This is a genomic window from Kitasatospora sp. NPDC059408, assembly GCF_042751525.1.
GTDB lineage: Bacteria > Actinomycetota > Actinomycetes > Streptomycetales > Streptomycetaceae > Kitasatospora.
Genome location: NZ_JBHYWI010000158.1, coordinates 1 through 6,900, shown reverse-complemented (window position 1 = coordinate 6,900; position 6,900 = coordinate 1). Strand labels below are relative to the sequence as shown.

General features: G+C 72.6%; 8 protein-coding genes and 5 tRNA genes. 6 read left to right on the top strand and 7 right to left on the bottom strand.

Features of this window, described 5'->3' with window-relative positions; all coding sequences use genetic code 11:
* Positions 1–2 precede the first annotated feature (2 nt).
* From ACFXDE_RS43305 to ACFXDE_RS43290, 4 genes are all read right to left on the bottom strand, one after another.
* Positions 3–74: transfer RNA gene (locus tag ACFXDE_RS43305), tRNA-Val, on the bottom strand.
* A 41-nt stretch (positions 75–115) separates the two neighbouring features.
* Positions 116–187, bottom strand: a tRNA-Val gene (locus ACFXDE_RS43300).
* A 34-nt stretch (positions 188–221) separates the two neighbouring features.
* A tRNA-Cys gene (locus ACFXDE_RS43295) sits at positions 222–295 on the bottom strand.
* 40 nt (positions 296–335) lie between these two features.
* Positions 336–408: transfer RNA gene (locus tag ACFXDE_RS43290), tRNA-Gly, on the bottom strand.
* A gap of 226 nt (positions 409–634) precedes the next feature.
* Between ACFXDE_RS43290 and ACFXDE_RS43285 the strand changes: the two genes are divergently transcribed.
* The 3 genes from ACFXDE_RS43285 (at position 635) to ACFXDE_RS43275 (ending at position 3,554) form a co-directional block, all read left to right on the top strand.
* Positions 635–1,684, top strand: a complete 1,050-nt coding sequence (locus tag ACFXDE_RS43285) for a chorismate-binding protein (protein ID WP_380499714.1) — start codon at positions 635–637, stop codon at positions 1,682–1,684.
* 86 nt (positions 1,685–1,770) lie between these two features.
* The gene (locus ACFXDE_RS43280) at positions 1,771–2,601 is read left to right on the top strand and encodes an aminotransferase class IV (protein ID WP_380499713.1); all 831 of its coding nucleotides are present in this window, start codon (positions 1,771–1,773) and stop codon (positions 2,599–2,601) included.
* Positions 2,602–2,702: 101 nt separating this feature from the next.
* Positions 2,703–3,554, top strand: a complete 852-nt coding sequence (locus ACFXDE_RS43275) for a GNAT family N-acetyltransferase (protein WP_380499712.1) — start codon at positions 2,703–2,705, stop codon at positions 3,552–3,554.
* A 12-nt stretch (positions 3,555–3,566) separates the two neighbouring features.
* On the opposite strand, the gene ACFXDE_RS43270 is transcribed toward ACFXDE_RS43275, so the two are convergent.
* A complete protein-coding gene (locus tag ACFXDE_RS43270) occupies positions 3,567–4,067 on the bottom strand; it encodes a DsbA family protein (RefSeq protein WP_380499711.1) in 501 nt (166 codons plus the stop codon).
* Positions 4,068–4,176: 109 nt separating this feature from the next.
* On the opposite strand from ACFXDE_RS43270, the gene ACFXDE_RS43265 reads away from it, so the two are divergent.
* The gene (locus ACFXDE_RS43265; protein ID WP_380499710.1) at positions 4,177–4,635 is read left to right on the top strand and encodes a hypothetical protein; all 459 of its coding nucleotides are present in this window, start codon (positions 4,177–4,179) and stop codon (positions 4,633–4,635) included.
* 48 nt (positions 4,636–4,683) lie between these two features.
* On the opposite strand, the gene ACFXDE_RS43260 is transcribed toward ACFXDE_RS43265, so the two are convergent.
* Together ACFXDE_RS43260 and ACFXDE_RS43255 are read right to left on the bottom strand one after the other, a co-directional pair.
* A complete protein-coding gene (locus ACFXDE_RS43260) occupies positions 4,684–5,253 on the bottom strand; it encodes a CGNR zinc finger domain-containing protein (protein ID WP_380499709.1) in 570 nt (189 codons plus the stop codon).
* Positions 5,254–5,665: 412 nt separating this feature from the next.
* Positions 5,666–6,079: an SsgA family sporulation/cell division regulator gene (locus tag ACFXDE_RS43255; RefSeq protein ID WP_030056266.1), complete on the bottom strand. Its 414-nt coding sequence runs from the start codon at positions 6,077–6,079 to the stop codon at positions 5,666–5,668.
* Between the two features lie 195 nt (positions 6,080–6,274).
* Here ACFXDE_RS43255 and ACFXDE_RS43250 point away from each other — a divergent pair, with 195 nt between their 5' ends.
* Positions 6,275–6,745: a TIGR02611 family protein gene (locus ACFXDE_RS43250; RefSeq protein WP_380499708.1), complete on the top strand. Its 471-nt coding sequence runs from the start codon at positions 6,275–6,277 to the stop codon at positions 6,743–6,745.
* Between the two features lie 78 nt (positions 6,746–6,823).
* A tRNA-Val gene (locus ACFXDE_RS43245) sits at positions 6,824–6,895 on the top strand.
* Positions 6,896–6,900 lie beyond the last annotated feature (5 nt).

Below are 6,900 nucleotides of genomic sequence, written 5' to 3'. Positions count from 1 at the left end.
AGTGCGCGATACTGGGATTGAACCAGTGACCCCTACCGTGTCAAGGTAGTGCTCTCCCGCTGAGCTAATCGCGCCTGGTGTGGCGGTCCTGCAGCAAACCCCGGAGGATCCGACGTGCGCGATACTGGGATTGAACCAGTGACCCCTACCGTGTCAAGGTAGTGCTCTCCCGCTGAGCTAATCGCGCGGGGAGGTCTCCCGGCGGAACCGGGCGATCCTCTTGGAGGTGGAGACGGGATTTGAACCCGTGTACACGGCTTTGCAGGCCGTTGCCTCGCCTCTCGGCCACTCCACCAGGCAACACTCGGAGAACGATCTTACACTGTTCCCCATCGAGCGGACGACGAGATTCGAACTCGCGACCCTCACCTTGGCAAGGTGATGCTCTACCAACTGAGCCACGTCCGCCTGTCTCCCGGGACCTTCACCGCTTTTCTTCGGCTGCGCTCCCTGGCGACGTGTTGAACTCTAGCGGATTCCCGGGCCAGCTAAAAATCCGTTCCCGCAGCGTGCACTCGGTGCACACCCGGAAGCCGCTCGCGCCCGGTCGTTCCGGCGTACGCCCCCGGCCTCGTCGAGCGCCCCCGACCTACACTTCAGGCACCGCCGCCCAGCACCACCGCGCAGGAGAACCGTGTCCGGCCGCACCGCCCCCCAGCCCCCGCTCGCCCGCTTCGGCGGCCGCCTCGCCACCGGCCTGCGCGACGTCACCTCGGACCCGGCCGCGCTGGACTCGGCCGGCTACTGGGCGGTGGCCTACGACTTCGAGGGCCGCCTCACCTGCGCCCGCTTCGACGACGTCCGCCCCGCACCCGCCCCGCCCTCCGGCGCCGGCTGGCACGGACCGGACGCCGGCGACTGGCACAGCTCCCTGGACCGCGACGCCTACACCGCGGGCGTCCGCCGCATCCGCGAGCACATAGCCGCCGGCGAGGTCTACCAGGCCAACCTCTGCCGGGTGCTCTCCGCACCGCTGCCCGACCCCGGCCGCAGCGACGTCGACGCCCTCACCGGACTCCTCGCCCACGGCAACCCCGCCCCCTACGCGGGCACGATCCGGCTGCCCGACCACGGCGTCGAGATCGCCACCGCCTCGCCCGAGCTCTACCTGCGCCGCTCCGGCCGCACCGTCTCCTCCGGCCCGATCAAGGGCACCGGCCGCACCGAGGACGACCTCCTCGACAAGGACCACGCCGAGAACGTGATGATCGTCGACCTGGTCCGCAACGACCTCGGCCGCGTCTGCGCGACCGGCAGCGTCACCGTCCCCGACCTGTGCGCCGTCGAGAAGCACCCCGGCCTCGTCCACCTCGTCTCCACCGTCGAGGGCACCCTGCGCGACGCCGCCGGCTGGCCCGAGCTCCTGGGCGCCACCTTCCCGCCCGGATCCGTCACCGGCGCACCCAAGTCCAGCGCCCTGCGGATCATCGAAGCCCTCGAAACCGCCCCGCGCGGCCCCTACTGCGGGGCCGTCGGCTGGGTCGACGCCGACCGGGGCGAAGGTGAACTCGCCGTCGGCATCCGGACCTTCTGGATCGACCGCACCGACCCCGCCGTCCCCGTGCTGCGCTTCGGCACCGGCGCCGGCATCACCTGGGGCTCCGACCCCGACCGCGAGTGGGCCGAAACCGAACTGAAGGCCGCCCGTCTGGTCGCGATAGCGTCGGGCAGCGAGACCCTCTGAAGGCCCGCGAACGCCCTGCGGCACCCGCACGACCGCAGAGCCCCCAGCCCCCCCGCCGAAGAACCGCCCCCGAGGAGCAGCGCCCGATGAACACCCCCACCAAGAGCTGGGTCAACGGCACGCTCGTCGATTCCGCCGACGCCGCCGTCTCCGTCCTCGACCACGGACTCACCACCGGTGACGGCGTCTTCGAGACCATGAAGGCCGCCGACGGCCGGGCGTTCGCCCTCACCCGCCACCTCGACCGCCTCACCCGCTCCGCCCGCGGCCTCGGTCTGCCCGATCCCGACCACGACCGGGTCCGCGAGGCCTGCGCCCAGGTCCTCGCCGCCAACCCGATGCCGCTCGGCCGACTGCGCGTCACCTACACCGGCGGCGTCGCCCCCCTCGGCTCCGAGCGCGGTGACTCCGGCGCCACCCTCGTCGCCGCCATCGGTCCCGTGAACCGGCGCCCCGACACCACGGCCGTCGCCGTAGTCCCCTGGCGCCGCAACGAGCACAGCGCCGTCGCCGGCCTCAAGACCACCTCCTACGCCGAGAACGTCGTCGCCCTCGCCGCCGCCCACCGCGTCGGCGCCTCCGAGGCCCTGTTCGCCAACACCGCCGGACTGCTCTGCGAAGGCACCGGCTCGAACGTCTTCGTCGTCATCGGCGGCCGCCTGCTCACCCCCACCCTCGCCTCCGGCTGCCTGGCCGGCATCACCCGCGCCCTCGTCGTCGAGTGGTGCGGCGCCGAGGAGACCGACCTCCCGCTGGAGGCCCTCCGGGACGCCGAGGAGGTCTTCCTGACCTCCACCCTGCGCGACGTCCAGGCCGTCACCCGCGTCGACGACCGCGAACTGCCCGGGATCGGCCCGGTCACCGCCAAGGCCATGGCGGTCTTCGCCGAGCGCAGCGGCGACGACCTCGACCCGTGAGCCCGCTCCGGCGGGCCCGGGTCGTTGGCCGCCTCCGGCGGACTCGTGCCCTTAGCCGCCTCCGGCGGATAAGCCTCCCGGGGCGGGGAAGGGACCACCACATGACCTCCACGCTGCGGCCCGAGGGCCCCGAGACACCCACCCCCGCCGGCGGCCGCACCAGACGCTGGCAGATCTGCGCCAACGGCCGCCAGGTCGGTGCCCTGCGCACCACCGCCGTCCCGCACGGCAGTCAACTCTTCGGAGAGATCGCCGAGTTGGAGATCAGTGAAGGGCGCGGCCGGGGCCGCGGGACGTTCGGCGCGCTGGCCGCCGAGGAGGTGCTGCGCGGCTGGGGCTGCACCCGCGTGGACATCGACGTCCCCGAGTCCGCGCAGGTCGCCCGCGGCCTCGCCCTCGCCCTCGGGTACACCGAGCGGATGCGGAACCTGGCCAAGCACCTGACCGCGCCCCCCGACCTCCCGGCCGGCGTCACCGCCCGCGCGATCGGCGCCGGGGAGTTCCCGGCCTGGCTCGACCGGGCCGCCGAGGACTACGTGCGCTCGCTGCGGGAGTCGGGCCTCACCGAGGAGCAGGCCCGCGCCAAATCCGGCGTCGACCACCAGCGCCTGCTCCCGCAGGGCGCCGACAGCCCCGGCGTCGCGCTGCGCCGCCTCTACGGCGACGGGGACGACGCCGGCACCGAGCCGCTCGGCTCGCTCTGGGTGGACCTCCACCTGCGCGACCTGCCGGACGGCGAACCGCTCGCCTGGGTCATGGTCGTCGAGGTGTCCCCGGCCCACCGGGGCCGGGGACACGGCCGGACGCTGATGCTGCTCGCCGAACGCGAGTGCCTGGCCGCCGGTGTCCGCACCCTCGGCCTGAACGTCTTCACCGTCAACGAGGTCGCCATCCGGCTCTACGCCTCGCTCGGCTACCGGGTCACCAACCGCCTCTACGGCAAGCCGCTATGACCCGACGATGCGTCAGGAGGCCTTCTTCTCCTCGATGATGGCGACGATCCGCTCGCGCAGGCCGTCCTGGCTCTGCCCGCCGTCCAGCCGCTTTCCCGCGATCACGTACGTCGGCGTGCCCTCCACCCCGATCGCCTTGCCCTCGGCCTGGTCGGCGTCCACGGTCAGCATGTGCCGCCCGTCGATCAGCGCCGTGTCGACCTCGTCGGCGTCCACCCCGACCTCGCGCGCGACGTCCAGCAGCACCTGCTGCCCCTTCGCGTCCAGTTCCTCGACGCGGGCCAGCAGCGCCTCCACGAACGGCCACCCCAACCCCTGCGCGAAGGCCTCCTCGGCCGCCTCGGCGGCCGCGTAGGCGTACTTGTGCTTCTCCAGCGGGAAGTGCCTCACCTCCACCGGCAGCGCGTCACCGTACCGGGCACGAAGCGTCCGTACGTCGTCCAGGGCGGTACGGCAGTCCGGGCACTGGAGGTCGCACCAGAACTCGAGACGGGGAAGGGAACCATCGATCATCCCCCCAGTGTTCCACTAGTGGGCCCCCGCGCCGCCCGGCGGTGCGCCCGAGGGCCCGGCGACAGGAGGCACCCATGACCAGGACGACCCGATCCGACCGGACGCCACCGTGCTGAGCGCGGCCGTCAGCTTCGCACTCACGGCGGCCGGCGTCGCCGTCGCGGGCCTGCGCGCCTACCGGCGCCGCTTCCTCTCCGCGACCCGCTGGTTCGCCGTCGCCCTGCTGCCCGCGGGCCTCTACCTGACCGGCCTGTTCCCGGTCGCCCGCACGATCGCCGACGAGTTCGGCACGTGGGCCACCAAACTGGTCTTCGACCCCCGCGTCTGGACCGGCATCCTGCTGCTCGGCATCTCCGTCGCCCTGCTGCTCACCACGCGGTTCGTGAGCCGCCGCGGCGCGGTCGAGGCGCCGGAGGCCCGCCCGGCGGCGGCCCGGACGCCGGAGCGGTCCGCGGTCGAGGCGGCACAGCCCAAAGCCGCGCCGAAGAAGGCCGCGGCGAAGAAGCAGGACGACGGCCTCGGCGACTTCTCGGACATCGAGGAGATCCTCCGCAAGCGCGGCATCTGACCGGCCGCAGGGGAGTGCGGCCGGCGGCCTCAGATGGAGGGCACGGCCTCAGGCGGAGGGCACGGCCTCGGCCGAGCGCTGCCGCGCCCGGTAGGCGGCGACGTGCAGCCGGTTCCCGCAGGTGCGGCTGTCGCAGTAGCGGCGGGAGCGGTTGCGCGAGAGGTCCACGAAGACGCGCGCGCAGTCCGGCGCCTCGCAGCGGCGCAGCCGCTCGCTCTCGCCCGCCATGAAGATGAACGCCAGCGCCATGCCCAGCTCGGCGGCCAAGAGGTCGCCGAGCGCGGCGTGCGGGGCGAAGTAGTGGATGTGCCACCCGTGGTGGTCGTGGTTGGTCAGCCGGGGCGTCGTGCCGGCGGCCGCGACGATCGAGTTGACCAGCTCGGACGCCGCCGCGGTGGACTCCGTCCCGAACACCTCGCGCAGCCGCGACCGCAGGTCCTGCACGCTGCGCAGGTCGCCCTCGGTGAGGGAGTCGATCTCGCTGATCTCCTGGTGGACCACGAAGGCGTCGAGCGCGGCCACGTCCGGCAGCAGCTCGGTGCCGCAGACCTCGGGCGCGGTGTTGAGCAGCTCGACGAGCGTGTTCAGCGCGCACTCGGTGTCGTGGGTGATCAGCACGTGGGGACTCCTCGCGGAGGGGGGACGTCGTTACCCCGCGTCGGCGGTTACCCCAGACCATACCGGGCCGTGCGGCGGAAGGCCGCTGCCTTCTTTCGAAGGTATGTACGGATTGCGTCACTGTGACGGAAAGCAGCCGGCGGTCAATCGAATAACCCCTCCGACGACCGGTCCGCCACCCCGAAATCGGCGGCGCCCGGCATCGAGGCCGGCCACCCGAACGGATGGCCGGCCTCGATGCCGGGCGCCTGCAGTGCTGCGGCCCCGCTCCTGGTGGGAGCGGGCCGGCACCGGCCCCGAGGCCGCGTCGTGCGCGGCTGAGTCTGCTGCCGTGCCCCCGAGTAGGACGGCTGCGATGACGGCAGGGGGTGCGGCCCCGCCGTCGGCGGGGCGTGACTGCCTCCGGGCGGGATCAGCTTTCGGCGAGGATGTGGGACAGCTCCCGGTCGAGGTCGAAGTGGCGGTGTTCGGTGCCGGGGGGCACCGCGGCGTCCGTCCGCTTGAGGAACGACTCAAGCGCCCGGGCAGGGGCCTCCAGCAGGGCTTCTCCTTCCGGAGAGCTCAGCGCGATGCAGACCACCCCTTGCCCGTGGCTGCGCGACGGCCACACCCGGACGTCGCCGGTACCGGTGGGTCGGTGCAGCCCCTCCGCGAGGAGATCTCGGGCGAACACCCACTCCACGGTCTCGTCGGCGCCCGTGTGGAACGTGGCGTGCACGGCGTAGGGGTCGGCGGTGTCGTAGCGCAGGCCCGCGGGGACGGGCAGTGAGGACTCGCTGGACACGATGAGGCGCAGGTGCAGCTCGCAGCTGACCGTGGTGTTCATAAGCGCCATGGCCTTTCGCTCAGTGTGCGCTCGGGGAATCGCACGTCGGCGAACGGACCATCCCACCTCCAAGCCCGATGTAAACCCCTCTGTCCCGATTCGGCGCCGAGTCGTACCCCTTACGGCGCATTGCGGAATCTTCCCCGAGTGCCCCTGCCCGGCATTACCGGGCCGCTTCTCGGTTACTTTCCTGGCATGACTGTGCGAAACGACAAGACCGGCGGGAACACGGGAACGGGTGAATCGATCATGTCGAACGGCACGGCCGGCGGGACGGCCCCCGAGGGCGGCCGGGCGCCCGGCTCGCGGGCTCCCGCGTTCATCCGCCGTTCCCGTCCGCTCCACCTCGCCTGGCGGGCGGTGATCTTCCTGGCCGGCCTCGCCGTCGTCGTCCTCGGCGTGGTCATGCTGCCGCTGCCCGGTCCCGGGTGGGTGGTGATCTTCCTGGGCATGGGGGTGTGGGCCACCGAGTTCGCCTGGGCCCAACTGGCCCTGCGGTGGACCCGCCGCAAGGTCGACGAGGCCGCCCGGCGCGCCCTGGACCCGCGGGTCCGCCGGCGGAACCTGACGCTCACCGCCCTCGGCCTGGCCGCGCTCGTCGGGGTCGGCGGCTGGTACTTCGCGCGCTACGGCCTGACCGTCCCCTGGACGGCGGACGAAAGCTGAGCCGATCCGGGGAGCGGCTCCCGCCGGGCAGCGTGTTCGGACCACCCTCCGGGATGCGGTAATGTTTTCCCTGCACCCGGGCGATTAGCTCAGCGGGAGAGCACTTCGTTCACACCGAAGGGGTCACTGGTTCGATCCCAGTATCGCCCACCGGA